Origin of the sequence: Bartonella mastomydis, from assembly GCF_900185775.1 — a bacterium.
Lineage (GTDB): Bacteria > Pseudomonadota > Alphaproteobacteria > Rhizobiales > Rhizobiaceae > Bartonella > Bartonella elizabethae.
On sequence record NZ_LT883137.1, the window covers coordinates 7,501 to 33,404 of the forward strand.

The window sequence follows — 25,904 nt, forward strand, 5'->3', positions numbered from 1 at the left end:
TTCAACAAAAGAGTCAATATCATTTTTAATTTTTTTCTAAAATAAAATATAAAAGCAAAAAAAACTATTTCAATAAAAGCTCTACCAAAAATTATATATAACTCGATAACGAAACAGGATAAAACAAACATGCTGATTTTAAAGAAAGTATAGAGCCTCATTGCAAGGCATAAAAAGAGGCAATACCGCTAAAATGGCTTCATCATCATCGCCTTTATAGCCTTGTGTTTGACGTTCCTTTAAATAGTGCTTTAAAGGGATTCCTCGGCATAAGGTTGATGGGTTATTGCGGTATAAAAGAATTTGCATAATCTCTAATCTATCAATCAAATTCTTGTAGAAACGTACTAAGCTATGTTAGCTTTCTCCATTTAATATTAAAAAGTACGCTTAAAATCTATGTGGGATAACGAACAACAAAAGAATGATCCCGGACAGGACCCTGCTCTTGTCGTTAAACGCTTGCGCCCTGAACGCCGACAGGTCTCAGCCCGTTGGCTTACGGGAACAGTTCTAACGGGAATCACGTCCTGCATTCTTATGGGGATTGCACTTTTTACAGCCCTTGATGAACAACAGCGATTGGTAACACCACCACAATGGTTTACAAAAGAAAATTTCTTACAAGCACAAGACCCTGAAGCTAATGGCTATAAAGGGGATCGTATTGCACCCACCCATGCACGACAAAGCTTCGACAGTAAACGTCAATTTGAGCTATCAATTTTGCAAAAAAAAGGCGATGAAAAAGTTATTCAAACACAACATTTTGAATGGATTCGCATGGCTTTAGCCGAAAAGCGCCCCCAGAAATATAGCTATCCGAAATTTGATTCTTTAAGCATTCTTGCCAGTGATTCGAAAAATCAAAGCATCAATCTAAAAGATTCCGGACAAATTTACGGTGCAAAAATCGAAACAAAACTCACCTTACGCAGCTATGATTTTAAGGTCAATCAATTCGATTTTGAGGACACCGATACACTAACAGAAGAAGAGGCGCAACAAGAGCTACAAAAAGCTGGATTTACTTTAGAAAAAAGTAGTGAACTCCTTTCGGTTCTCACACTCATCGATCCTTTAAAACTAGAAGATATCTCTTCTGATTCCCAAGGAACAGAATCTCCTGAAGTGCGAATCGTTCAAGAAAATGTGACCGTTTCTCCTCAAAATCAGCGGATCGATTTGGCGAAAAATTATGTTGAAGATATTATTCCTATTCGTAAAAAACAAAAAATCGCTGAGGCTTTCAAAAAAACCAGTTACACAAAGAATCAAATTGAACAAGTTGTAAGCACTCTCGAAAAATTTAGCCTTTCCGATACGCTTAAAGAGGGAAGTTTATTGCGCATTGGTATCGTCACACAAGCTGGAGAAGAAGACCATCTCGTACGCGCAAGTATTTATCATGGGATGTATCATGTTCTCACCATTGCCCTCAATGATAAAGGCCAATTCATTGAAAGCACAGAGCCTAAGATGTCTAAAGCACTGAAAACGGCTTTTCAAAATGGTATTCCCCATTCTTATATTAATAGTGCGCAATTACCAACGGCTTATGATGCACTCTATAGTGCTTTGCTCAGCCACAATATATCACAATCGCTTTCTTATCGTCTTATTCGTCTGCTTGCCACCAATATTGATATGAAAAGCCGGATAACCCCCAATGATCAGATCGAAATATTTTATGCTGTCCCCCAAAGCGATAAAGAAACCCAAAACGGCAAAAAGAAAGCAAAAGAACCCTCTCAAAACACGGATCCAGAAATTCGTTATATTAGTGCAACTTTTGGCAATACAACTTATAAATATTACCGTTATCAATTAAAAGACGGTAGCGTTGATTATTATGATTCTGAAGGAAAGAGTTCAAAGCCTTTCTTACTGCGCAAACCCACGCCTAATGGCATTTTCGGTTCCCCCTTTGGTCCACGTAAACATCCTATTTTAGGCTATGTGCGCATGCATACAGGGGTTGATTGGGTGGCACCAAAAGGCTCACCTATTATTGCTGTAGGAGATGGTATCGTTACAAAAGTAGGCGTCACAGGCGGCTATGGAAACCATACAGAAATTCAACATGCGAATGGATATGTCAGCAGTTATTCACACCAAAGCCGTTATGCACCAGAGATAAAACCAGGCGTGAAAGTACGACAAGGACAGGTCATTGGCTATGTTGGAACAACAGGAATGGCAACCGGCCCCCATTGTCATTTTGAAATCATTGTCAATGGCGTCAAAGTTGATCCCATGCGTATCCGTATACCTGATAGCAAAGCCTTAACCAATCAAGACCTGCAAACTTTCCTACAAGAAAGAAACAATATTGATTCCTTAATCAACAGCCCGATAAAACCCTCTGAAGAGACTTAAAGCATGAAAAGCACCTATAACTGTCCTTCTCAAAAAAGCTTATCAGCATGTTCAAAGTCTTTCAAAAAATATTCTAGAGTTTAAACAACCTCAAAGGGGTTTCTGCGTTTAAGAATAGTTTAAAGAAGACCGATACACCAAAAAATAGAGCAAGGTTTTAAAATAGGCATAGGCGCTATTGCCCTATCAAGACGTAAAGGTAAAATTATAAAAAAGAAAAATGAAGAATCATTTTAGCAAATAGGATGACCATAAAACTGTTTTTATTAAATTTACGCCTTTTTTCAGCCTAAATTTTAATTTTAACTTGGGAGTTGGTAAATATAAAGAATAGCGTAAAATCCAAATTAGAAAAATTATTTCATCTTTTATAACATAAAGATAAAAATAATTAATAAGGAAATGAGCTTATGACATACTCAACTATAAATATGAGTATTGTGATAGCGTTGAGTATTTTTCTTATCGCCGAAAAAGCAATCGCGATATCTTATCACGCGCAAAATGGGATAGAGACATCAAAAACGCAACTGAAACAGTTGACAAGCGAAAAAACAAACATTGAGAAAAACTTGGATCTTTCCAACATCCAACAGCCTCAGCAACGAAGATTTCTTTCAATCAACAATGTTAGAGCTTTTCAAACACTTCAGCTTCAAGAAAATGATCATTCAACAACAATACAGCAACCTCAAAATCAATTTCGCTCTCACAAAGACTACACCATCATTATCACAGCTGACCCCCAGCCATGGCGTTTAATAACCGGAGATCCAAATTCAATAAACAGTAGAGATCCATGGATCAGAGTAAATAAAAAAGTTGCCCAGGCACTAAAGTCACATAAGGCGGATTTTATCATTGTGAATGGTGACTTAACAGAATATGGCCGAAAAGAAACATACGACGACTATGCCAATATTTATAAAAAGCTTGGTGTTCCTGTTTATGAGGGGCTGGGGAATCACGATTACGCGGATAATATTCAGGATTGTATCATCCCTAAAGCATTAAATTTTTTTTCCGATTCCTGCGCAATAAGTGCTGTTGAAAGAATGGTGTCAGAAATAAAAAAATACGAAAAGACTCTTTCTAATTTCAGTAAGGACCTCTCTGAAAAATGGCTTTTTAATGGTCTTTATCTCATCGAAGGAAGTTTAAGTTATTCATGGGATCACGGCGATATTCACTACGTACAACTTCAAAATTATCCACTCTATGAAGTGAGTTTAAGGGAACGCACAACTTCTATACGCATTAAGAACTCTTTAGATTGGCTAAAAAAAGATTTAGAAGCTGCTGATAAAAGAGGGAAAGTTACAATTCTCAATTTTCACGATGCGCGTCCCTATTTGGAAGATAATGATTCGCATTTTCTTCAACCCCAAAATGTTCAAAAGCTCGCTGAGTTTAAATCAATTATTACAAGTCATAATGTCAAAGCAATTTTTGTAGGACACGAACATCTGCAATTCTATTGTCATGCAGAAAACGATAAAGTCTTTGGAAATATCCCAATCTATACAGTAGGAGCTCTCTTTATAGGAAACTACCGTCTCGTCAATGTGCAAGGAAAAAATATTAGCGTTCAAGCATATAATGGGGCAACAGGAGAGCCAGTTTTGGACGAAGATTTTTTAGGAGCAAATAGAATTAAAGTGTTCCCCTTGAAAGGTTGTAGTAATTTATAAAGATATTTTTTCCCTCATCATAAGACAGATTTTGAAAAAATTTCTTTTAAAAAAAATAGTGCGTTATTTCAACGATTGATTGGTGCTGAATTTTGATAAAGGAATGACAATTTTTGTCTCCTCTCCTAAAGAAAAAGTTTGAAAAAGAGTTTTTCACCAAATTGCATATAAAAGCGGTTTTGCCACCACATCAGACAAAGTCCTATCTTTTGTCCTATAAAGTTTGGCTGTTCATCCCCAGCCCATCACCTTTTACGATGAGCATCAACTGTCTATTGGGCTCAAGATCAAAGGAGATCTTAATGCGGCCTGCCCTTTGATCAGAAAAGATGTATTTTAAGGAATTGATCAGCAGTTCACCCAAGGGTTAAGGGCTATCGCATCTTTTGGAGACAAAAAACTCTTCTATGAATGGCGATAATTTTGCAAAGCCATCTTTATTTTTTCTCTTGAAAACGAACAAACAGAGAAAATTTAGGTCTTTTAAAAATCAGTCAGAGATTTTTTTTGTACTCTTCGTGCTCAATTTTGGCAAAGGAATGACAATTTTTGTTCCTCCTAAAGAAGACTTTTCAAAGATAGGTTTTTCACCAAATTGCATACAAAGCTGTTCGACCACCACACGACCAAGCCCTGTCTTTTGTTTTAAAGTTTGGTTTTTCATCCCCACGCCATCATCTTCAACAATAAGCACCAATTGTCCATTGTCTTGAGGACCAAAAGAGATATAAATATGCCCCTCCCGTTGATCAGGAAAAGCATGTTTTAAGGAATTAGTCAGCAATTCACCAAGGATAATTCCAAGGGTTGTAGCATCTCTTGAAGACAGTCGACAATCTTTAAAGTCCGTGTGAATGGTAATGTTTTCACGCAATTCAAAAGGGACCGACAATTCGACATCATGCACAACTGAACTGAGAAAATCGGCCAAGAAAGTCGTTTCCATATCATCACTCAAGCGCAAACGGCGATGAGCTGTGGAAATTGTCTGAATACGATCTCGTGCAGCCCCTAGAACAGAACGGACTTCTTCATTTTTACTCCGACTTAATTGAAGCCCCAGCAAAGAAGACACCGTCCCCAGAGAATTGCCAATACGATGACTTGCATCCTGCAACAATATTTCAACCCGTTGGCGTTCTTTCTCAGCGTGATTGCGGGCTCTTTCTAATTCTTGTGTTCGTTCTTTCACACGGGCTTCAAGAGCAGCATTTTCGCTATGAAGCAGCAATTGATACAATTTTAAAGAACGCACATCACGATGAAAACGATTAATCACAAAATAGGCAGAAATAAAAGTACTCACCACAGAAACGATTGCCGCCAATGTTAAAGCAGCCCGCATCAATGTGATTCCCTCACGCTGTTTTTGTCGCACCACATCATCGCCATTAATAAAACTTGTCATCAATTGCGCTAAACGAGCCACGGGAATCCTCGAGACATCCAGCGACACAGAAGGTTGAGAAGATTGATCAGGAACTGTGTCAAGCGCCTGCATATGGGCATTCATAAATGCTTTTCGCGCTTCAACCTCGCCTTTAAAAGCCGTAAACCATTCATCCCATTGCGGATGCGCATAAACAATAAGTCCGATATAGTCGAGAATATCTCCCAATTCCCGCTCTGCATTTTCAAAGCGGATCTTATCTTCTGGCTTTCGGGTTTTTGCATAGCTACGATCAGCAACAGCCATATCAATCAGGCTGATCAGCACCAAATCAGCCTGTTCGCGCAATTCTGAACTCGTATTTAACTGGGCAACTTCTCGATCAACGGCATTGGAAAGCAACATAATAAAAACCGATGCTAAAAGAGCCATCACAAGGGAAACAACAATCGCTGCCCATCGCCAGCGTGATATCGTTGCATCAGAAGAAGGCATTTGAGGCAGCAAATTTGTTTTTGTTGTCATAGAATTTCCATTGGCGAACCTGAAAGTCGTCATTTTTCAGCACAAAGGAAGGCAACCTTATGGAACAAACACTAAAAAGCCCACGAAAGCGTTTCATACAGGCTTTTCTTGTGTTCCAAAGGATACACGTCAAACATTCCGAATTTCCTCAGATACTGACTTTACTGTAATAGCTATAACGGGAATAAAAAAAACAAGGCTATCCATCATAATTATTATGCTTTTTTAGCCGTTAAATGAACACAATGTACTTCCAGCAGAATAAGAATCAGGACCATAATCGGATTCACCATCGACATGAAGAAGCTCCTGTAATCGATGACGCGCCCTGCTCACACGGCTTTTAATGGTTCCAACAGCACAGCCACAAATAGCTGCAGCATCTTCATAAGAAAACCCCGATGCTCCAATGAGAATAATGGCTTCTCTTTGATCGGCTGAAAGCAGATTTAAGGCTTTTTTAAAATCCTGTAAATCAAGCGTTCCATATTGAGAAGGATGAACCGCAACATTTTGAGTAAATACGCCGTCGGTATCTTGAACTTCCCTACCCTTTTTGCGCATTTGACTATAAAATTCATTGCGTAAAATCGTAAAGAGCCATGCTTTGAGATTGGTTCCCATCTCAAAGGAATTTTGTTTAGCCCATGCTTTCATCACCGTATCTTGGACCAAATCTTCGGCTTTATCGTGCTTACCACTTAAAGAAACAGCAAAAGCACGCAGAGCCGGCAACACCAAAAGGAGTTCTTGTTTAAAGTTTTTCGCGCATTTTGACATAAAGGATTCAAACCTTTTCCACATTGTTTAAGCCAAATTGCTCTGCACGCTCCAACTTCTCTAAAAGCTCGAGCAAACGCCGTGGTAGCGCTTCTTCTTGAATTTCCATGTAAAATTGGCGTAATTTTCGTGCTATCTCACTGTTGGGCCCGAGAAGGTCATCTCCAACCTTAAAGGGTGTGGTGAGATTTTTTTCATCACGGTCGTTCATTTTTCATCCCCCTAATCCATATAATATAAGTAGCGCCGCGAAGAATTTTTCGCCTTATGGTTGTAAATATGGCTGTAGGTAAAAAGTTCCATACAAATGGGAACTTTTTTATCTGTTGAGAATTTCAACCAACAAAATGCTTGAAAGGTCAAAGGAGTTACAAATTATGTCATTATCCACGCGCATTGCCCCGCATCTTCCCTATCTTCGGCGTTTTGCCCGTTCTGTCACAGGAAGCCAATCCTCTGGCGATGCTTATGTCTCTGCAATGTTGGAAGCGCTCATTGCTGATATTTCTATTTTTCCTAGAAAATCCAGTGATCGGATTGGGACCTATTGGCTTTTTTGTCATCTTTTTGACCAAACAACCCCGAATATCCCTGAACCTCTGCCACAATTTGGACTTGAACAAAAAACCAGTGCCAAATTATCCTATCTGACACCCCGCGCCCGCCAAGCATTTTTGCTCATTGCCGTTGAAGGATTTAATGAACAAGAGGCCAGCGAAATTATGGATCTAGATACCAAAGAGTTTCGCAAGCTTCTTAACCAAGCCTCGATTGATATTTCTCAACAAATTGCCACACAAGTGATGATTATTGAAGATGAACCTCTTATTGCGCTCGATATAGAGCAAATGGTAGAAAGCTTAGGTCATCATGTTGTGGGCATAGCACGCACGCGTGATGAAGCTGTGATCATGTATCATAAGAAAAAGCCACGGTTGATTTTAGCGGATATTCAGTTAGCCGATAACAGCTCAGGCATTGATGCGGTCAATGAGATTTTGAAAAATGATCGTATACCGGTGATTTTCATCACGGCATTTCCGGAAAGGTTATTGACCGGCGAGCGTCCAGAACCGACTTTTTTAGTGACCAAACCTTTTAATCCAGATATGGTGAAAGCGCTTATTTCGCAGGCTTTATTTTTTCAAGAGAATGCTTCTAAAGCGGCTTAGAGCAAAGTAAACCTTTTCCATTATGATCGTTACGCCTCTTTCAAAGCCTCCCCTAGATAGATCTCATATCAGCGCGCTCATGCAAGCGATTCGAGGTGCTGATATTTGTGTTCTCTATCAGGCAACAAATCTGGTTTATTTATGGGCTGAAAACTTGCCACACCATTTGCATCATAAATGGCGGGTTGGGTGTCGTGACAGCGACTTTTTTTCGCTTGACCTTGCAGACCATATGGAAACCATTAAACTGCAGGTTTTAGCCAGTGGCAAAATGCAAACCGTTGAAGCACGTTTTGAAGATACGAGTAAACAAGAGATTTGGTACAAATTTTCGATCGATTGCCACCGCAATGACAACGGAGACATCATTGGTATTATTACCACCGGTGTTAATATTTCCGGCTTACGCCGCCGTGAACAAGTGCTTAAAATTCTTCTACGCGAAGTCAGCCACCGTTCTAAAAATCTTCTCGCGATCATTCAAAGTATTGCCAGCCAAACGGCCCGCTATACTGAATCTCTTCAGGTTTTTTTACGCAAATTTCAAGGTCGTCTTCATTCTCTTTCTCATTCTCAAGATCTGATCACCGATTCTGATTGGCGAGGCGCCCAATTTCGTGAATTGGTCCAAACGCAAGCGTTTGGCTATTTAATGAAAGAAACAGAACGTTTTTCACTTGAAGGTGTTGATCCTTATCTTTTTCCCAATGCCGCTTTGCATATTGGTTTGGCTTTTCATGAATTGATTGTCAATTCTCTTTCTTTTGGAGCCCTTTCCCAAGAAAAGGGCCACGTCTATGTAGGCTGTGAAATCGAAACACAACTGAATGGCAAAACGCATCTACTTATCACTTGGAATGAACACTTTGAATCCGACGCCCTTCCGGCAAATGATAAAAAAGCTTGTTTTGGCAGTGCTGTTCTCGAAAAAATTGTTCCCATTTCTGTCAATGGTTCAGCTTCCTTCAAATGGACAAAAGAAGGGATTGTTTATTGCCTTTCTGTTCCTGATACTTATTTTGATATTTTTTCTTAAAAGAGCCTTTTAAACCGTAAATTCCTCTCTTCAGGAAAATTTCTAACCTATTCAGCCCTATTTCTGTTCAGCATAAAGATATTTTTCCCCTCGCAAAAAACCATCACAATGAAAATGCTCCAGTCAAAGACCTTCCCGCTGTCCCTCAACCTCCATCCCTCCCATTACTGCCTCTTCTCTCAAACAGAAACCAAAACAGTGAAGAAGAAGCCGTTTCAGTTTTTTATATACCCCATAAGAGCAGACCTATTCCCCCTGTCTTTTTGTATAATGTTCGTGTGTCATTTTTACCCTGCGCATACCTTTTCATTTGGGAAAAATGATGAAATTTTAAGGATTAAAGCCAACAATCACGCTTCAGAGCTTAACAGAGCTTAAAGCATCTACGACAAAATCAATAAACGAATGAAATTATACAATTTTAATGCTTTTATTGATTGCGTTCTGGCACATCCTCTTCACACAAAAGAGAACATCCAAAACAGCAAATCCCTTTTCCCTTCACGCACTTTTTTAATATTTCTCAATGCTTCCAAGCTCATTTCAAAACAGCGCCTGCAAATAGGCTCCTCTCCCCTGTAAAAGTGAACCACCAAGCCCTTCTATAGCCCTTACGCGCTAAAAGCAGCTGTTGTGCACCATTATACCCGCCTACAACAAACCCATTATATATTTCCCCTTACAACAAACTTTTGACATGAGAGAGCATTCACAAGCGCTATTTTGAGTGTTTTTTACAAATATTTTTTCCCCCTAGCAGTTTTCTCCAAAAGCTTGGCTTTTATGAAGTGCAAGCCAATGATTTTGAGTGATTCAATCTAGAAGATTCTGGGGGTGTGGAAGCCCTTGGAACGAACAAACTTTTAAAACGTTTAACAACGAAGAAGCTTCTCAGCTGACAAATTGGAGCCCACGCTATCAACCGCTCATTTGGGAGATATTTTATGAATCCCCTTATTTTTATTCTCTTATTGGTTTCATGTACGGATGATTTTAACAGTTGCTATTCCAACAATACCATGGCTAAAATCTACCCAACGGCTCAAGCCTGTGAACAAGCCATGGTGCCATCCATAAAAAAGTCTGCATTTTATGGACAGCAAGTTTTTGCGCAATGTATAAACATACACCCCCAATTACATCAACAAAAAGTAAAATTGATCTGGTCTGTAACAAACCAGGGAAATTTCCTGCTTGAAAGCCAAAATGTCAATGACAAGCGATCAACAGTCCAAAAAGAAGACATTTTACCAACATTGCCTTCTCTTCTGCGTTCTTCTTCCACAAACCTCTTGCACAAAAAACTTTAAACGCATAAACCCATCAGAAAATAATCAATAGAAGACATGATGGATAAATAAGCTAATGCCCTCCTCAAAAGCCCCTCACACAGAGCAAAATCCTGTGCCCCAAGATCTCCCCTTAGATCCTGCTGTAGAACGAGTGAGAAAAAAACTGATGGGTTTAATGATGATTTCCGTTTTAATAACGCTCTTCCTCATTCTAACCGTCCTGTTTTTAATCGTTTATAAAGTTACAACGGGATCAGCGACAAAACAAACAGAGCTCTCTTCCTCCCACAGCAAAAATCCACACGTTATCCACCACACGCTCTCCCTACCGAAAAAAACACAGATTTTGTCGCAAAGCCTCTCAGAAGACAATATTGTTCTGAAGACGTTAACCCCTGAGGGACAAACAAAATTTATGATTTACAATTATCATACCGGTGCACTGATTGCCGTTCTTTCCATTGAAACGACAGAAGAGATATCAACGCCAATACCTCATTAAACAAGCCAACATTACCGGCTTACAAAGCCATTCTTGGAATTTAAACGTTTTCCTCTGCTTCAAACTTGGACCACTTGGGCGACGACGCGCTTTTCTCCGTCGCCCCTCACTCTATTCCAAGCCAAGAGATAACCTTCTCCCTGTCCCCGCCTCATTTATGAGGTTGCTCATAAAAACATTAAAGGATGAAAATTTAAAGAAAGTGCAAAAAAACGCACCTCTATACGTCACTATACGAACAGCACCACAAACACTTAACAAAGCATTTTTAAGGGATTTAAACATTCCCTCTGCTTCAAGATGAAACCACTTGGACGAGGGCGTTTTTTTCTCCGTCGCCCCTCCCTCTATTCCAAGCCAAGAGATAACCTTCTCCCTATCCCCGCCTCATTTATGAGGTTGCTCATAAAAACATTAAAGGATGAAAATTTAAAGAAAATGCAAAAAAACGCACTTCAATACGTCACTATACGAACAGCACCACAAACACTTAACAAAGCATTTTTAAGAAATTTAAACATTCCCTCTGCTTCAAGATGGGACCACTTGGGCGACGACGCGCTTTTCTCCGTCGCCCCTCACTCTATTCCAAGCCAAGAGATAACCTTCTCCCTGTCCCCGCCTCATTTATGAGGTTGCTCATAAAAACATTAAAAGATGAAAATTTAAAGAAAGTGCAAAAAAACGCACCTCAATACGTCACTATACGAACAGCACCACAAACACTTAACAAAGCATTTTTAAGAAATTTAAACGTTTTCCTCTGCTTCAAACTTGGACCACTTGGACGACGACGCGCTTTTCTCCGTCGCCCCTCCCTCTATTCCAAGCCAAGAGATAACCTTCTTCTGCCCCCGCCTCATTTATGAGGTTGCTCATAAAAACATTAAAAGATGAAAATTTAAAGAAAGTGCAAAAAACCGCACCTCAATACGTCACTATACGAACAGCACCACAAACACTTAACAAAGCATTTTTAAGAAATTTAAACATTCCCTCTGCTTCAAGATGGAACCACTTGGGCGACGACGCGCTTTTCTCCGTCTCCCCTCCCTCTATTCCAAGCCAAGAGATAACCTTCTTCTGCCCCCGCCTCATTTATGAGGTTGCTCATAAAAACATTAAAGGATGAAAATTTAAAGAAAGTGCAAAAAAACGCACCTCAATACGTCACTATACGAACAGCACCACAAACACTTAACAAAGCATTTTTAAGAAATTTAAACATTCCCTCTGCTTCAAGATGAAACCACTTGGACGAGGGCGTTTTTTTCTCCGTCTCCCCGCACCTCATCGAGATAAAGGGACAACCTTTCAAGTCAATGTATTTCCATTCTTAAGAAAACGGATATCGCCTGCAAAAACTCAAATGAAAGTGTAAGAAATATACCTTCTTGAAGACGAAAATTCAACCTATTGATTTATAATGACCCTTTTTTCTATGCCCAACGAACGCTTCAAACACCGTAACATTCTCCCGTTACAAATCTCTTCATGATGAAATTCATCAAAATCATTTTCTCACACATCACAGCAGAGAGGTCTATGAATAAAGAGACCTCTTTATGAACTGATTTCAAAAGCCAAAGGAAAAGCTGTTACAACATTGATAATGAAAGCAAGAATGCCCAAGTTTGCACCTTTTATTTAGCAAAAGCAATTGATGGCTTTCACGGTATAGCCTTCCCGTAAGTAAAATGGACTTGAGTAAATTGAGAAAGATTAAACACTACACGCGCCTCAACAAAGCAATCTATTCTTTATAAAAGAACCGCTTCTTAAAATACACAAAAGGCGGATTTTCTCCATCCCCCACATCTCTTCCAAGCCGCCCGACTTAAAGCCAAGAGATAATCTTCTCGGCGGCGTCTCCCCTATTGGCGAATGTTATTCATAAAAACGTAAAGAATGAAAACTCAAAGAAAGTGCAAAAAACCGCACCTGTACAGATTCTTACACCAAAAGCCCTATTAAACACTTAACATAGCTTACTTGAAGGATTTAAACATTTTCCTCTGCTTCAAGATTGACCACACGGCGACGACGCGTTTTTCTCTGTATCCCTTCACTTAATCCTGGCAAAGGAGAAACCTCTTCTGTTGATGGTGATGCATCCCCATTTTTTGAATTTTCTGCTGTAGTCAGTGAAAGCTCAAGAGATGATTGCTCTTTAGTCCGTACCGTACGCCGGCGCGGAGAACGACGTGTTTTTTTAACCGGTTCACCATTTTCCTCAGAGCAACCATTCTCCTGACCTGTTTTCTCATCCGATAGAGCCTCGACAACACTTTCACGCGCATTACCATTTTGTGCTTCGACATATGAATCATGACCATTTTTTTGCGACTTTTTCTGCAATCCATCTGTGTCCTGTAATCCATCTGCGTCACACGCGATAGCCTCTGTTTTTTGCCCTTCAGGATCACTTTCATTGCATTCTTGTCCGTTGTTTTCATCCCCACGCGTTTCATCACGTCGAGCTGATTGAGCCATTTGCCCAGCTGCGGCTAAAATAATCCGCAAATAGTGCTCGGCATGCTGTAAATAATTCTCGGACATCACGCGATCACCTGCCCCTTGTGCATCCCGCGCAAGACTGATGTATTTATCGGCAATTTGCTGAGCGTTTCCGCGAATTTTAACATCCGGACCGCTGCTTTCATAATTGCGAGACAACGGATTAGGACCGCGACGATTATTATTGTTATTACCATTATTGTTATTATTGCGACCGCGTACCCGTCTATTTTGTTGTGGCCTCATCTTTATCCCTTTATTGGAGTGTGTGTCTTAATTGACTCTTCTTCATTGCATTATTTTATTGCATTATTTTTTGATCATGCTGCTCATGTTTAACATACGGTTATCAAGCTATCCGCGTTTTATTTCACTCAAACGAACCCTACTGATATTGATAAAAGCATATATTTTCTTGAAAATCACAAAACAGCAGGGAAATTGTAAATCAAAAATTCCCCATTTCTCTGTCAACCAGCAGAAACCTAGTGATGTTCACATAAAATGCCAAGTGTTTTTTTTAAAATATACCATATTTCACTAAAAAAAATAATTACCTTGTGGAAAACAAAAAGGAGAACACACATAGAACATACCTGACAAAGAAAAAATTCCTGCCAGAGAACATGGGAAGCTTCCCTTTTTCTGTTCTAAAACGACCTTTTGCTCTAAAACCACCGCTCCTAAAAACGCCGATATTCCTTCCCCCTCGTGCCCTCACAACTCATAAGCACTTCTGCCCTAACGAGTCACTGCGCGAACCTCTTTATTGTATGAATATAGCCTCTCTTCACCGCTAAAGCAACCCCTTGCGAGCGATAATTCACGATCGCTTCACAAAATCTCTTAAGACTCTTATAGATAGATTAATATGAAAGATTATTCAAGCCCTATAATCATCAAAAAACCACTCTTCTTTCTCAACCATGCCAATGATCCTCTCAATTTCTATTTTAACCTCATAGATTTTGAAGTTAATTACCCCTCTTTATTGATAACAAATCGATCCTAAAAAGGAAATAATTAAATACAAAAAATATCAAAATCATTAAAACAACGATCAACACGTTACACTCCTTAAAAATCGGATTCTTCTCAAAAAAATGCTTCCCCTCACAGTTTATCAATAGGAATAGCATAATATGCATTTCTTCTCTTATCCCTTGTCTTATCAAGAAAACTGGGAAGAATAAAATAACCCATTTCCCCCCAATAAAGCGCTTTACGCAAAAATAACCTTGATGTTTATCCCCTTTTAAAGAAAGAAATGTTTTTTTCTCAGTTTTATCATATCTCAGTTTTATCATATCTATAGCCCCCTTTGTCATCCCTGTTGGCTTAAGCTCCCTCAAAGGAGGCAGATTCTTTCTCCACATTGGTCTGTCAAAAATCCGAACTTTTTTCAAATTTGTACAACAAATTGATTTCTAAAGATCATTCATCTTTTTTGTCTTAAATTTTTGTATTGAGTAAAAAAACTTCAGAGCATAAGATTTTTTCATCCTCAATCTGTTCCCTATTCAATCAATCCAGATCCATTGACTTGCACATTACATGCAAAGGAGAGCCTACGCAGAATAAAAACGGCAAAAGGCAAGACTAAAAATACCTCTTATAAGTCATTTCAAAGGCCAAGCAAAAGCTGTCCGTAAATTAGAGAGCCAAATATATGAGAACGCCGCCAGTTTGCACTTTTATGAAACGTGAAAGAAGAGAATGTTTGATAAATTTTATACACTTCATGAGCACCTACCCCATTGACCAAAGCACCGTCACAAAATGAGCGTCCCATACCTAATTATTTCCCTTATATGAAACGCGCACAAAAACTCCCCTGAAAACGCACCATACCCCTTAAAATACTTCAAAGAGGCATCCATAACTTATACGATCACACCTTAAATGGATCAGAGCTTGTACAAAATAAATACATTTTAGTGGTATAAAGGTTATGGGTAATAAAGGCAGAGAATAATGAGGCGTTTTTTATCTTTTCATCAAAATTCGCATTCTTTTAACTTTCCGTATAACATCTTAAAAGTAATTGCGTTTTCTGCCTTTTTCACTTTCTTTTTCATTTAGAAAACAATCTCGTAAGAGAAAATAATTTCCATCCCCCGGTCGAACCCTTGTCAAACATTGTTTTTTTGCCGTATCAGAAAGCTTATCCCACATTTCACGAATAGCAAAATAAGCCTCACTTTCCAAATTAAGGCAATGCTGATAAACTTCTCTTTTCATATCAGGCATCACGGAAGCAGAAATTTCCTTGCAATACACACGCAGATCAAAAACAGGAATAGTTAATTCAACAGGCGCTTGTTGTGCTATTTTTTTGTGAGAAGAAAAGTAACTGATCGCCTTTGCAAAAACAAAACACAAAATCACGATACAAAAGAGTATCACGCAAACAAAAGCAATCTTGCGATATAATCTTTTGAAATAAGCCTTTTGTCTTGCGCGGATTCTTTTTTCCATAAAGACTATACCCTTTAAACATCCCAAGAAAAGCTTTTTACAACCCAAAATGATAGAAGTATCTCTTCTACATAATACAGGGTATAACAGCAAACGATCAATATGCTTGAAGGACTCTTTTTTCTCTGTAGCATTAATATTTTTACTGTTTTTATCATATAAAACTCTTATGAAAAACCTTCTCTCATTATGGAAAGAACAGGTTATAATTTTCTCCCACCAGCTTAAAAGACAAAGATTCTTTATGCATCTCAATCTGTAAACAATTCATCTTCATTAAGATACATTCTATTTATTGATAAAGAATATTTATTATTTGCATGTTGAATAAGAAATCCGCATATCATAGGATTCTCTTATTTCAAATCTGTTTTCCCTATTACATCGGTCAAAGTCACTTGGTTTAACCTTACAAGCGAAGCTGTCCCATTTATCAAGACTGTCCAAGAAAGGCATGCGCCTTTACCCGTCTCAAATTCTAAGAGCTTATCGCAACATTATAGGCTGGAAAAGTAGATAAAAACGCCAGCACGCTCTTTTATGAAACATCAAGAAGAGAAGGACCCTATCCATTTTATACACGTCAGGGATTATACACGGCATGGGAAGATAATACCATTCCATAGTCCCCCTCGCGAAATGAGCTTAAGAGTAGGATAGCTCTTTAAAGCTTATCACAACATTGAACGCTGGAGAAATATATTAAGGGCCTCTGTTTTCCCAGAGGAGTATGATTCCCCAAAGACATGTAAGAAATAAAAATGTAAAACATGATCGTTATTATTTAAAAGATAGGGATCATTTTGAAAGTCGTAAAGCAAAAAGGTACGGACCAGAAGCATAATTGTCCGCCTTTACATTTGCAATGAAACTCTCTCCCCATTTTTAGGAATGAGCCCAAACAGAGAGCCTCATCGAACGTACAAAAGGTGCAGTCACGGATAGAGTTGCGTCCGTCTTAATCTGAGAACTCTTAGTTCGTCTTATTCTCTCTCAAACATACTGCAGCGTTAGGATTTGATATTGATTAACAAACAACAGAAAAAGCCATGCATTATCTTAAGAAAACAACGCGTTAAGGTTACAAACAGCAATGGATTAAAACAATGAACCAGCTTTTGTTCAAACACGCTGTAAAACAACAATCATAACACCATTAGCTTTACTGATTGAAATATTTCATACCCATCTCTTGCCTTTATCCCCTTCCGTCTAGATTCCTGATATCGCTTCCCTTGATATCCCTCCTCTTATATTCACCCTCTTGTGTCCAGCCCTTTTATATCCGATTTTTGTCTCCACCCCCCTTGTCTCCTTTGCATAAAGATCAAAGAAATAACAATCCTGAGCTTGCAAAGATGAAAGCAAAGCGTAACAGCGTTTTGCGAGATTTTCTCATCCAAAGCATGAGAGGTTCTGAAATAAAGATCTCTGCTGTCGCGTAATGTTTTTATTTGTTGCCGATAAAAATTCTCTTAAACTTCCCGAATTTCCTATCACAAGTTATGCAACAAACAGCGCTTGATGTAGTATGGTTCACATGAGTTTTGTTCCCGTTTGCGTGATCGGCGCACAGAATCCACTTAACTTTCCCCTTCGGCTTTCTTCTCTCATGAGATCTCTAGCATCATAACTCAAAAAGTGTTATAGACAAAAGATGCTCGCAAAATTCATTACATGACGAAAAAACCTCATTTACATGAAGTACGACAGAAAAAAAACTCCCTCATGCTTTAACACGCACAAACTCTCATGTGTAAAATCTCACACACCTCCTCCTCAAAGGAGCGTCACAACAAGGGCAGAAGAGATTATTGGTGTAAAATTCCTCACTAAGATTTCCATACAAAGGCTTCCCACATAAAGAAAAAGAATAGATTTTCTGATCGAAATCAACAAACTCTCTTAAAAACATATTGGCATTGTTGGTCATGCTGGCATTTATGAGAATGTCCCTTTGAACGCACTCCCCATTTTACGTTTTCCCCCCATGCTATTCCCTATTTCATTTCCCCCCACGTCATTTCCTTCATGTAATTTTCCCTTATATCACTCTCGGTCAAAAAGGAACAAAGATCCCCTCCTCTTCAGCAACCTTGAAGACAATCAATGCAAAAAACAAACACCTGCGTTTTTACTTTAAATACCCCTATTAGGATAAAAAAATACCTAAGAATTGAGCAATTTCATTGCAAAAGGACATCACAAAATACAATGATGAGAATAATGAATAAAGAATCCAAAGTCATCTCAAAAACAGAGATCAAGCGCTCCACCTGTGAGGCAATAAAAAAAAGCCGCACCATTTACATGGTGCGGCTTATGAATAGAGATATAATTTAAATAACATAAAAAAGAAATCAATAACCAGTACTTATACACAAAATGTATAGTATTGCAAGATTTTTAATTATATTTATAAAGTTTATCCAAAGATAAGTATAAAAAATGAGCGATAAAAGGACTTTTTATTTCATTCATTTGGATAAAAAAGCTTGTTGTCTTTTTTCTAGCTCTAACCATATGAAGAATAATATCTTTTTATTGAAGGGGGCCGTTTGCAGTAAAGCACATGTTAAAAACAAAATAGATTTAATAAATCAATTTTTTAAGGATGGTATTTTACGACATCAGCAAGATAAGACAAACAAACAACTGCTTCCCTATAAGTATACCCCTTGTTTTGTACAGCACTGTCTGATAGGGAAACAAGAGAAACGCAAGCCTGCTCCCATCACCCACCGTTTCTCTCCCCGATACGAAAAGACACAATACCAAGCATTTTTTCTTATTGATAATTTTCTCTGCTTTGATCTTTTTGGCAATTTAAAATTTCTTTTCATAGGATTTTCAACCAACTAAAATTGCCACAAATTGATATTTTTTGAAAAGAGTATAAAAACGGCAAATTTTTATAGATGTAAAATCATGGCATGCTTTATGCACAAGATTTTTCAAATGACTGCAAGAGTTTTTTTTTGCCAACTTCTTTTGCCATTGATTTCTGTTTGGGTAAGGCTTTTTGCTCTGTGGGCTTCAAAATTGATCTATAAGACTTGCCTATGTACCCTCATCACACACTCTCACCTTTTCAAAAACATCATGATAAACCTTCCTAAAACAAAGCTTTTCTTTTTGAAGAAGCACACTCTATCAATTTTGACATTTAAAAAAATATTTCAAACGCGTAGAAATTCCATGTCGCAGCGAAAATAGAACCAAGGTTTTTCTTTATCGATACCTTCAACGCAGGCATATCATTATCATCACTCTTTTCTATTTTTGCTTTTTGCAAAAAAGAAGGAATACCCTATAAGCTTCAGAAGAAGTCCTTCTAGAACCCAATAGGGATGTTTTAATCAATACGCCTGTGTATTTCTCGCGGCTTATGTGTTGTAATTTCTGAAACAAAAGAGCTGTAATCTTTTGACGTCTTCGGTATTGTCAATTGAGAAACAAAACGGCTTTTATCACCAGATGGTTCTAATTTAATTTCTGCTGCATTTATTTTAGTCTCTGGTAAGGTTATTCCACCGCCTACAATCCTGTTCATAATGCTTTGATCATTTTCTTTCACATTTCATTTCTATTTGACACCGATAAGATCAAGTATATCTATCCTGTCTTCTAAAGCATCCATACGCTCTGAAATTTTTGTCATATCTTCATATGCTTTTTTCAACAATGCGTTCAAAGGAGCATGGCCCATTCTCCCGCTGGCATAAAGCACCACACGAATACATTCAGGATCATCAATATCCGCAATAGAAAATGGAAAAAGTGCCATTATATCCCCCTTTTTGAACAGCTCCATGGAGCCTTTGAGTCTCTTTTTCTTTGTCCGACTCTTTTATTTTTCGTGCAACCGTGTGCAACCGTGTGCAACCGTGTGCAACCGTGTGCAACCGTGTGCAACCGTGTGCAACCGTGTGCAACCGTGTGCAACCGTGTGCAACCGTGTGCAACCGTGTGCAACCGTGTGCAACCGTGTGCAACCGTGTGCAACCGTGTGCAACCGTGTGCAACCGTGTGCAACCGTGTGCAACCGTGTGCAACCGTGTGCAACCGTGTGCAACACCATTAAAAGCTTTTGAAAAAAATTCCTTTATCGAAAATTTTTACAAGACATTTTTTTTAAATTATTTCTGTTTTCCACCTAACATAGTGATTTTCCCCCTCCCCCAAAAAATGCATAACGACATGGCATACTTTGTTGACTTCTTCCAACAGGACAAAGCAAACCTCAACCGCTCTTTAAACAATACCCATCGATAAACAAAAATCTGAAAACAATCCGGCTTTTTGGTCTAGTGAGATTCCACTTGCATTTCCCCTTTAAATACTTTCTATCGCCACAGCCCAAAGGGAGGCAAGAAAACTCTACAAGCAAACCCTCAATATTCACCCCGCACATAAAAAACACTTCAATTTTAACCACCTCTCAAACAAGGTATTTTATGGCACAACGGGATAAACAATTATCTGACAGATTTTCTCGTTGCATGCTCATCCTGTTTCAAGAAATTGCCTGACAAATACAAAATGGCCTCTTTCAGAGGACCGTTCAATTTCTCAGCAAGTGTTACAATAAATCACAAACTTGCTCTGACAAACAGGTCACCCATCTTGAAAGCAAAGAGCGCTTTTTTCATACACTGCCAAGGAAGCCGCTCCATTTCACCTGCCTCCGCCTTAATAAACCATATTCGTTGATCACCTCCCAACATCTCAAAGGACGAAGATTTTTTACCCCACATCGGGTTTGTTAACAATCCAACGACTCTAAAAGGATTTTATCTGCTAACCACTTATATGATTCACTTACCATAAAGCTCTATGAGTTCTAAGCTCTACAAACAAATCCCGCTTTGAAGATTTACTCATATTTTCAATACTGAATAGATCAAGCGATCTGACGAGATATCATCACCTTAAATGATAGTGTTTTAATGATCATCTTTTATGAGGTCATAAAAAAAATTATCTCTGCGCTTTTTGTCATCGCCCTTCAAAAACGCTAAATCCAATACTCTAAATGGATGTATCACGAACCAACAAGAGAAAGGCATACAAGAAAGAGAAAGTGGATAAAACCTTTGATTTTTTAGATGAAAACTCTATAAACGAAAGAGGATTTTCTTCTCTTTTTTAGCCCCTCATCTTAATGATCCCCTCACCTTAATAATTATTGTCTTGATCCTCTAAAGAACAAAAGGCAAAAAGACCTTTCTCTCCAATAAAGGTGCAACAAAAAGTAAAATCATCAAGAGGATTTAAGGAAGCATTTTTTTCAGGAGCACCTCAAAACTTTCTGCACGATAGATTCGAGAAGGCTTTTTTTCATCATAAAGATTTTGCAACCATTTTGCTCTCTCTTTTATCTCTCAGCTTTCATTTTCAGGCTTTGATCGCATAAACCACCGCCATATTGACGGGGCGTGTTTCATCCCCCCCTGTTTTTTGCAATAAGATCTTATGTTCATGCTCTCCCGCAGGATCTGTCAACATTGTTTTAATGAGGGTGAGAGCTGCATACCTTTTAAGTTCACCCCAATTCGCCTCGAAAATTCTGTTTTCAGTCTCTGACAAACTATGCTGGTGTTTACCTGCTGAATCTGTTTTTCCTTCATGGGTATGGGCTTTAAAAGACTCCTCTTGTCGACTTCCCAAGAGGCGTCCTTTATCAATGTTTTTTCCACTATCGAGCCCCCGTAAAAACATTCCCCGCAAATCGGGAACATTAAATGTTGTTTTTCCATCTCCTTTTCCCCATGTTTCCCCCAGAACAGCAAAAAGGTTGGCATAGCTCTTTCGCGAATATTCTTTCCCATCACACAACAGCCACCCAGAGGGTATTTTTTCACTCGCAAAAGTTCCAATAAACCCAGGTGAAAAAGATTCCGGCAAAGGAGGAAAGGGCGGAATTTCAGGAGGTTTTATAGTCGGATTGGTTAAAAACCAGCCATCAGCATTTTTCCCAGCAATATCATGCGTATAGACGATTTCATAAAGCCCTCCCTTTTGGATTTCTCCCCCCTTTAAAGGCATAATCCCCTCTGGCGTTGCCATATAGGTTGGTCTTGGGGGCAATTGATTTAAAGAAACATTTGTTATTCCTCTATTGACGCCTTGTGCTTTAAAGCGCACCACAATGCCATCGATATAGGTCTCAAAAAAAGACTTTGTCGCCAAACGAAGGGATGTTCTCTCATTCTCGTTATCAACCGTAAACTGTGTTTCAATCACGCCCCCATTATCCAACAAATATTCTTTGATACGTTGCATCATCGCGCGTGCACTATCATTGACTGAACTTGGCGGTTGCCCTTCAGCCCAGTTTATACTCTCATCGACATAAGCATTTTCTGATGCGATGATTGACCAATCATAAATCGAACTCATAGGAGACACTCTTTTTGCAAAAAGGAAAGACGCGCAAAAACGGAAGAAAAGAAAGCCAGAATTTTATTTTTAGAAGCTGGTGTTTCCTTCATTTTCTTCATTTTCAGCCCTATTTTGTCATAATCCACATGCAGTAATTTTGTTTTCGCATTGACAAAGACAGCTTCTGGCTTCACACGCAATACTTCTTGTGCCAGAACGCCCTGATACCGTTGTGGATTTCCTTTATAATTAAAGCTATAAAGAGAATATCCTTTTTTCTTTCCCACAAGGGTAATATTTTCTTTTGCTCTCACATCACAAAGCCCTAGAATTCCTCCAACCAATCCCAGCACTTGCTGGGCATCACGCAATGGATCTTTTGTCACAGAAGGGATTGTTGTAGATTTTCCGGAAGTTGTTCCGTAATTTCCAGCCGCCTGTGTTCCGACCTGTAACAAGCGTTCCAACCGGTTCCAATCTTGATTATCTTTTTCTGACCATTTTTGGCGCTCCGCATCTAAGATATTTTGTCGATTGAGATCTTGAATCATCCCCCCTTTGAGAGCATTTCCTTGCACATTACTCTGCCCTTGATAATAGGCGTTTGCCGCATTCACTTGATCATGCTGCGCGCGATCAATCATCTGGTTTGCATTCATCATATTGTTAATATCTTGATTATACTGCTGAGCTGCCGCATTTGTAGCCAAGGCGCCTAGTTCATCAGCAAGCACGCCGGTATGGGCTCCAGAGCCATAACGCCCCGCCCCAGACATCGATTGATTAATAGCATCAGAAGTTTTATTGAGAGCATTTTGCAATGCCATATTAAATTTACTATTATTTCCAATCCAATTTCCCTTCGCCATACCGGCAAGATTTGTTGCACTGTTGGTTGGTGCATTTAACCACTGTGTGAGTGTAGGATTGTTATAAAGCCCTGCAGCTTGTTGTAAACCGGCCAGCGCATTTTGTGTCATATCGCTAAGACCGGCAACGCGCTCTCCTTGATAAACATTTCCACCAATTCCCTTTTTATAAAGCCCCTGTGCGTCGCTACTGGCTTGTTTAAGAATATCCGCTGCCCAAGCGGGGGGTGCATTTGTTTGTGTAGTCGTTTGCACTTGAGGTGTTTTTTTTCTACTCATGGACCCAGAACCTTTCTATATTGAATAAGATTACGAGAATATCCGTGATGCGCGAGTCTTTTCGCCCATCCAGTTCTTCCAAACATATGTATTTCTTCAGCTTTGATTGTTCGCGCCCATTTTTCGACCTCATCAATCAATTTGACCAATTTCAGCCCTCCCTCTCCAGCCAAATCTGAGAGAATGACGCATTTTTTCCCCGTATGGGTACTTTCAACTTTGGTAATTGCAAAAGCACTAAATTGGATTTTATTTTTTAAGACCAGCCACAATTGAGCTTGTCCTGTAGCGATTTCTTCCGCAATTTTTTCCAGACAAACATCATCTGGAAAGCGCTGAGCATATTTTTTCAATGCCGCATTAAGTCCCTCTTGATAGGGCGCTATTTTTTCCCATGACCAGTGCTGTGTTAGGTGAGCAGAATAGGCATCTTGATGCTCTTTCATCATGATTTTAGCTTTCTTAATTTTTTTACGCACACCGAACATCCCCCTTGCACCCTCCACGCATTCCCTGCTTGAGCGCACTCCTTTCAAAAGGAATCCCCCACTATCCCTTGTGTCATAAGATTAAGAGAGCTACTTTTGTATCAAAAGCCATGGTGCAAACTTTTTCCGATCATAAAGAAACATCAGCCCCACCTTTTTCTTTAATGATAAGGACATCCCCCTCTGTCCTTTGATGATCATAGCTTAGCTATCGCCTATCTTCTTTAATAATAGAGGCTTAGCTATCGCATGCATTTTTGATCATAAAGACATGCCTATCGCATGGTTCTTTTATTGTTATGGCATGCCTATCGCATGAATCTTTTATTATAGAGGCATGCTATCGCATAAAACTTTTATTATAGAGGCATGCTATCGCATGCCGGCTGGCATCAATTCCACATCAAATCCCGTGACATGCGTCCAATTCATCCCCTCAGGGATACGCAATTTAAAGCGATAAAATCGTGCCCTTGCGCGACAATGAATTTGACCCGTATTATGAGAAGGCTGTTTTTCTGGCAACCAAACGGTTTCCTCTTCAAGAGATTGTCGAAAGCGCATTCCCACAGACAAATAAAACTTTCCACTATTGACTTGAGGCATAATATTTTTCACCCGTGTTATCATGCCATTTGTCTGCCCCATTTCTTGTGAAGTGACCACACACCCCATAGGAGACCCAGAAAACGACCCCAATCTTCCCTTTTGATCAAATGCGCCCAGAATAGGTGATTCATTTTTCCAAGCTTTACTATCAAGAGAAAAGGACAAATCATCAATATTCTTAGCCACAAAATCAAGACCTTCTAGCGTTGTTCCGGTCAAGAAAATGGGGAGGATCATTTTGATATCCACCAGAGCTTTTGTCCATTTTTGCAACCCCCAATCATAAATGAGCAAGATCCGTTTATGAAGGTTTTCATCGCTATCAACCATCCAATAAACACGATTATACACGCCATCAATCGCCGCCGACATGGTATACAGATTACTCTGTCTTGATTTTGCGGTCATGGTGCGATCAACTTTTTCAAAGCCAATAGGGATAATCTGTCCGTCATTTGTTATTTGATAAAAACCGCCCTCATCGGCAAAGAAAGCCAAGTCACCGCGACAAACAATTGATTCAGCATTTTTAGCACCCCTTTTATCGTGGATTTTTTGGAAACTAAAAATAATTTTAGAGCCTGGAATAAAAGAACCGGAATAGATTGCGGAGCGCATAAAGATAATGGGATTTGTTGTCTCCGTTGCCCCTTGCACAAAACCGCCATCAGGAAAATCTTGATAATCGCAGCTTTTTTTCCCCACGGTCCAAAATTCTGCATCATTCAATCCCGACCAATGCACCCGTCTTGGATGCTCGGTTAATTTCATCAAACAAACAAAATCTCCCCAGACGCGAACAATCCCTGCTTGTGGTGGATTTCCCCCTAAATCTCTAAATGTTTTATCATGAATAATATCGATCACTTGTGGTTTATCATTAGCATTTACCGCAATAATAAAATCACCAAACAAAGCAAAAGACCACGGCGCATCGATATTGGCCATATAAGCCTTTCCTTTTTGGCTAATATCTTTCCACTTCATTGTTGTATTATCAAGCAAGAAGATTTTTTCTCTTGTCCCGACAAGAATAGAAACGCCATTTTTTGTTTTAACCGCAAGAGCGCCTAAAATGGGCTCCGGACATGGCTCTGACAAAGCTTCAAAATTTGGCATAGGGATATAAGAGCCATCTGCTGGGAGCACATTGACAAGTTCATCGGTAAAAATTCCATTGATATCCGCCACATCGGGTCGATAATCAGCGATTGGGAAAAAAGCCATCAAGCCCCCCTAAAATGTTTCAAGCACCCAGTGCCAAAACACCAAGGCTTGCTCATTGAAACCAAAAAAAGCCCCTAGAATAAAGCTCTAAGGACATAAAATTGCATAAAGACACAACTATAAGTTGCTAAACCCTCGAGAAAAATGATCCCCTCATCATGGCAAACCCAGTGCCGCTACTTGCGGGTCCAGCAAAATCACCCGCCAGCACTCAGTCAATTCCAGCCGCCTCAACACCAGCCACCCCAATACCAGCACCTCCTCAGTATTGAGAAAAAAACCTTCA

At 39.2% G+C, this 25,904-nt stretch carries 19 protein-coding genes; 6 read left to right on the forward strand and 13 right to left on the reverse strand.

The window, feature by feature from the left end:
* Positions 1-138: 138 nt before the first annotated feature.
* A complete protein-coding gene (locus FJG96_RS08720; RefSeq protein WP_180338205.1) occupies positions 139-309 on the reverse strand; it encodes a hypothetical protein in 171 nt (56 codons plus the stop codon).
* 90 nt (positions 310-399) lie between these two features.
* Here FJG96_RS08720 and FJG96_RS00610 point away from each other — a divergent pair, with 90 nt between their 5' ends.
* Together FJG96_RS00610 and FJG96_RS00615 are read left to right on the forward strand one after the other, a co-directional pair.
* On the forward strand, positions 400-2,379 hold the full coding sequence (locus tag FJG96_RS00610; protein WP_139412318.1) for a M23 family metallopeptidase: 1,980 nt from the start codon (positions 400-402) through the stop codon (positions 2,377-2,379).
* Between the two features lie 539 nt (positions 2,380-2,918).
* The gene (locus FJG96_RS00615; RefSeq protein WP_425456557.1) at positions 2,919-4,070 is read left to right on the forward strand and encodes a metallophosphoesterase; all 1,152 of its coding nucleotides are present in this window, start codon (positions 2,919-2,921) and stop codon (positions 4,068-4,070) included.
* 490 nt (positions 4,071-4,560) lie between these two features.
* Here the strand turns inward: FJG96_RS00615 and FJG96_RS00620 are convergent, their stop codons facing one another.
* The 3 genes from FJG96_RS00620 to FJG96_RS00630 all read right to left on the reverse strand — a co-directional run bounded on the left by FJG96_RS00620 (position 4,561) and on the right by FJG96_RS00630 (position 6,976).
* On the reverse strand, positions 4,561-5,985 hold the full coding sequence (locus FJG96_RS00620) for a sensor histidine kinase (protein WP_139412320.1): 1,425 nt from the start codon (positions 5,983-5,985) through the stop codon (positions 4,561-4,563).
* A gap of 225 nt (positions 5,986-6,210) precedes the next feature.
* Positions 6,211-6,765 (reverse strand): RNA polymerase sigma factor, encoded by a 555-nt coding sequence (locus FJG96_RS00625; RefSeq protein WP_005774782.1) that lies wholly within the window; start codon positions 6,763-6,765, stop codon positions 6,211-6,213.
* A gap of 7 nt (positions 6,766-6,772) precedes the next feature.
* Positions 6,773-6,976 (reverse strand): NepR family anti-sigma factor, encoded by a 204-nt coding sequence (locus tag FJG96_RS00630; RefSeq protein WP_139412321.1) that lies wholly within the window; start codon positions 6,974-6,976, stop codon positions 6,773-6,775.
* A gap of 166 nt (positions 6,977-7,142) precedes the next feature.
* Between FJG96_RS00630 and FJG96_RS00635 the strand changes: the two genes are divergently transcribed.
* The 4 genes from FJG96_RS00635 to FJG96_RS00650 all read left to right on the forward strand — a co-directional run bounded on the left by FJG96_RS00635 (position 7,143) and on the right by FJG96_RS00650 (position 10,767).
* The gene (locus FJG96_RS00635; protein ID WP_139412322.1) at positions 7,143-7,937 is read left to right on the forward strand and encodes a response regulator; all 795 of its coding nucleotides are present in this window, start codon (positions 7,143-7,145) and stop codon (positions 7,935-7,937) included.
* Between the two features lie 22 nt (positions 7,938-7,959).
* Positions 7,960-8,973: a sensor histidine kinase gene (locus FJG96_RS00640; protein WP_139412323.1), complete on the forward strand. Its 1,014-nt coding sequence runs from the start codon at positions 7,960-7,962 to the stop codon at positions 8,971-8,973.
* Between the two features lie 944 nt (positions 8,974-9,917).
* Positions 9,918-10,283 (forward strand): hypothetical protein, encoded by a 366-nt coding sequence (locus FJG96_RS00645; RefSeq protein WP_139412324.1) that lies wholly within the window; start codon positions 9,918-9,920, stop codon positions 10,281-10,283.
* 55 nt (positions 10,284-10,338) lie between these two features.
* Complete coding sequence (locus tag FJG96_RS00650) at positions 10,339-10,767, forward strand: hypothetical protein (protein WP_139412325.1); 429 nt, start codon at positions 10,339-10,341, stop codon at positions 10,765-10,767.
* A 2,001-nt stretch (positions 10,768-12,768) separates the two neighbouring features.
* Here the strand turns inward: FJG96_RS00650 and FJG96_RS00655 are convergent.
* The 9 genes from FJG96_RS00655 to FJG96_RS00690 all read right to left on the reverse strand — a co-directional run bounded on the left by FJG96_RS00655 (position 12,769) and on the right by FJG96_RS00690 (position 25,618).
* Positions 12,769-13,530 carry a DUF4167 domain-containing protein gene (locus tag FJG96_RS00655; RefSeq protein WP_139412326.1) on the reverse strand — a complete coding sequence of 254 codons (762 nt, stop codon included), beginning with the start codon at positions 13,528-13,530 and terminating at the stop codon, positions 12,769-12,771.
* Between the two features lie 1,378 nt (positions 13,531-14,908).
* Complete coding sequence (locus tag FJG96_RS08725) at positions 14,909-15,076, reverse strand: hypothetical protein (protein ID WP_180338206.1); 168 nt, start codon at positions 15,074-15,076, stop codon at positions 14,909-14,911.
* Positions 15,077-15,318: 242 nt separating this feature from the next.
* Entirely contained in the window at positions 15,319-15,762 is a 444-nt protein-coding gene (locus tag FJG96_RS00660) for a hypothetical protein (protein ID WP_139412327.1), read from the reverse strand.
* Between the two features lie 3,355 nt (positions 15,763-19,117).
* Positions 19,118-19,315, reverse strand: coding sequence for a hypothetical protein (locus FJG96_RS00665; protein ID WP_139412328.1), 198 nt, complete (start codon positions 19,313-19,315; stop codon positions 19,118-19,120).
* A 33-nt stretch (positions 19,316-19,348) separates the two neighbouring features.
* A complete protein-coding gene (locus FJG96_RS00670) occupies positions 19,349-19,549 on the reverse strand; it encodes a hypothetical protein (RefSeq protein WP_139412329.1) in 201 nt (66 codons plus the stop codon).
* A 1,610-nt stretch (positions 19,550-21,159) separates the two neighbouring features.
* Complete coding sequence (locus tag FJG96_RS00675; protein WP_139412330.1) at positions 21,160-22,164, reverse strand: phage tail protein; 1,005 nt, start codon at positions 22,162-22,164, stop codon at positions 21,160-21,162.
* Positions 22,161-23,294, reverse strand: coding sequence for a tail fiber domain-containing protein (locus FJG96_RS00680; RefSeq protein ID WP_139412331.1), 1,134 nt, complete (start codon positions 23,292-23,294; stop codon positions 22,161-22,163). Before FJG96_RS00680 ends, FJG96_RS00675 begins: the two co-directional genes overlap by 4 nt.
* Positions 23,291-23,782 (reverse strand): hypothetical protein, encoded by a 492-nt coding sequence (locus FJG96_RS00685; protein ID WP_139412712.1) that lies wholly within the window; start codon positions 23,780-23,782, stop codon positions 23,291-23,293. The genes FJG96_RS00680 and FJG96_RS00685 overlap by 4 nt, the downstream gene beginning before the upstream one ends.
* Positions 23,783-24,154: 372 nt before the next feature.
* Complete coding sequence (locus FJG96_RS00690) at positions 24,155-25,618, reverse strand: hypothetical protein (protein ID WP_139412332.1); 1,464 nt, start codon at positions 25,616-25,618, stop codon at positions 24,155-24,157.
* Positions 25,619-25,904: the final 286 nt, after the last annotated feature.

Coding starts and splice junctions, on each gene's coding strand:
- FJG96_RS08720 (WP_180338205.1), bottom strand. CDS start 309: ATGCAAATTCTTTTATACCGCAATAACCCATCAACCTTATGCCGAGGA.
- FJG96_RS00610 (WP_139412318.1), top strand. CDS start 400: ATGTGGGATAACGAACAACAAAAGAATGATCCCGGACAGGACCCTGCT.
- FJG96_RS00620 (WP_139412320.1), bottom strand. CDS start 5,985: ATGACAACAAAAACAAATTTGCTGCCTCAAATGCCTTCTTCTGATGCA.
- FJG96_RS00625 (WP_005774782.1), bottom strand. CDS start 6,765: ATGTCAAAATGCGCGAAAAACTTTAAACAAGAACTCCTTTTGGTGTTG.
- FJG96_RS00630 (WP_139412321.1), bottom strand. CDS start 6,976: ATGAACGACCGTGATGAAAAAAATCTCACCACACCCTTTAAGGTTGGA.
- FJG96_RS00635 (WP_139412322.1), top strand. CDS start 7,143: ATGTCATTATCCACGCGCATTGCCCCGCATCTTCCCTATCTTCGGCGT.
- FJG96_RS00640 (WP_139412323.1), top strand. CDS start 7,960: ATGATCGTTACGCCTCTTTCAAAGCCTCCCCTAGATAGATCTCATATC.
- FJG96_RS00645 (WP_139412324.1), top strand. CDS start 9,918: ATGAATCCCCTTATTTTTATTCTCTTATTGGTTTCATGTACGGATGAT.
- FJG96_RS00650 (WP_139412325.1), top strand. CDS start 10,339: ATGCCCTCCTCAAAAGCCCCTCACACAGAGCAAAATCCTGTGCCCCAA.
- FJG96_RS00655 (WP_139412326.1), bottom strand. CDS start 13,530: ATGAGGCCACAACAAAATAGACGGGTACGCGGTCGCAATAATAACAAT.
- FJG96_RS08725 (WP_180338206.1), bottom strand. CDS start 15,076: ATGGGACGCTCATTTTGTGACGGTGCTTTGGTCAATGGGGTAGGTGCT.
- FJG96_RS00660 (WP_139412327.1), bottom strand. CDS start 15,762: ATGGAAAAAAGAATCCGCGCAAGACAAAAGGCTTATTTCAAAAGATTA.
- FJG96_RS00665 (WP_139412328.1), bottom strand. CDS start 19,315: ATGAACAGGATTGTAGGCGGTGGAATAACCTTACCAGAGACTAAAATA.
- FJG96_RS00670 (WP_139412329.1), bottom strand. CDS start 19,549: ATGGCACTTTTTCCATTTTCTATTGCGGATATTGATGATCCTGAATGT.
- FJG96_RS00675 (WP_139412330.1), bottom strand. CDS start 22,164: ATGAGTTCGATTTATGATTGGTCAATCATCGCATCAGAAAATGCTTAT.
- FJG96_RS00680 (WP_139412331.1), bottom strand. CDS start 23,294: ATGAGTAGAAAAAAAACACCTCAAGTGCAAACGACTACACAAACAAAT.
- FJG96_RS00685 (WP_139412712.1), bottom strand. CDS start 23,782: ATGTTCGGTGTGCGTAAAAAAATTAAGAAAGCTAAAATCATGATGAAA.
- FJG96_RS00690 (WP_139412332.1), bottom strand. CDS start 25,618: ATGGCTTTTTTCCCAATCGCTGATTATCGACCCGATGTGGCGGATATC.